Raw genomic sequence first — 428 nt, forward strand, 5'->3', positions numbered from 1 at the left:
GCTTGCCATCCTGACCTGATCCGCCAGATTTCATCTTGCGCGAAATACTCCCGCCGGAGGCACCTCACGGTTTCGCGGCTTGCTTGGACAATTGAACGGCCAGGATACCTATAGTCATGATTGCCACACCAACCACATCCAGAAGACCCAGATATTCGCCCAGCAGCACCGCCGCAATCGCCACACCAAAGAAGGGGTTCAAGAAGTGAAACGTCGCGGCCCTCACGGCTCCGATCTTGTTTACCAATGTAAACCAGACCCAAGTCGCGGCCAGCCCCGGCACCAGCGTCGTGTAAACGAACGCCACCAGCAATTGCCAGCTCCAGACGACGACCAGGTCTTCGAACAAGACCGACGTCACGGCCAGGCAGATTGATTCCACCAACATCTGTAGCCCAACGATCATCATGACATTCCCACCCGAGGAC

Annotated in this window: 1 protein-coding gene; it reads right to left on the bottom strand. The window is 56.5% G+C overall.

Going from position 1 to position 428, the window contains the following annotated elements; translation table 11 throughout:
* Positions 1–64: 64 nt before the first annotated feature.
* The coding region (locus EVX52_RS25160; RefSeq protein WP_165385203.1) for an EamA family transporter at positions 65–428 on the bottom strand (364 nt) is incomplete at its 5' end.

This window comes from Rahnella sp. CFA14(1/10) (assembly GCF_004195095.1).
GTDB lineage: Bacteria > Pseudomonadota > Gammaproteobacteria > Enterobacterales > Enterobacteriaceae > Rahnella > Rahnella perminowiae.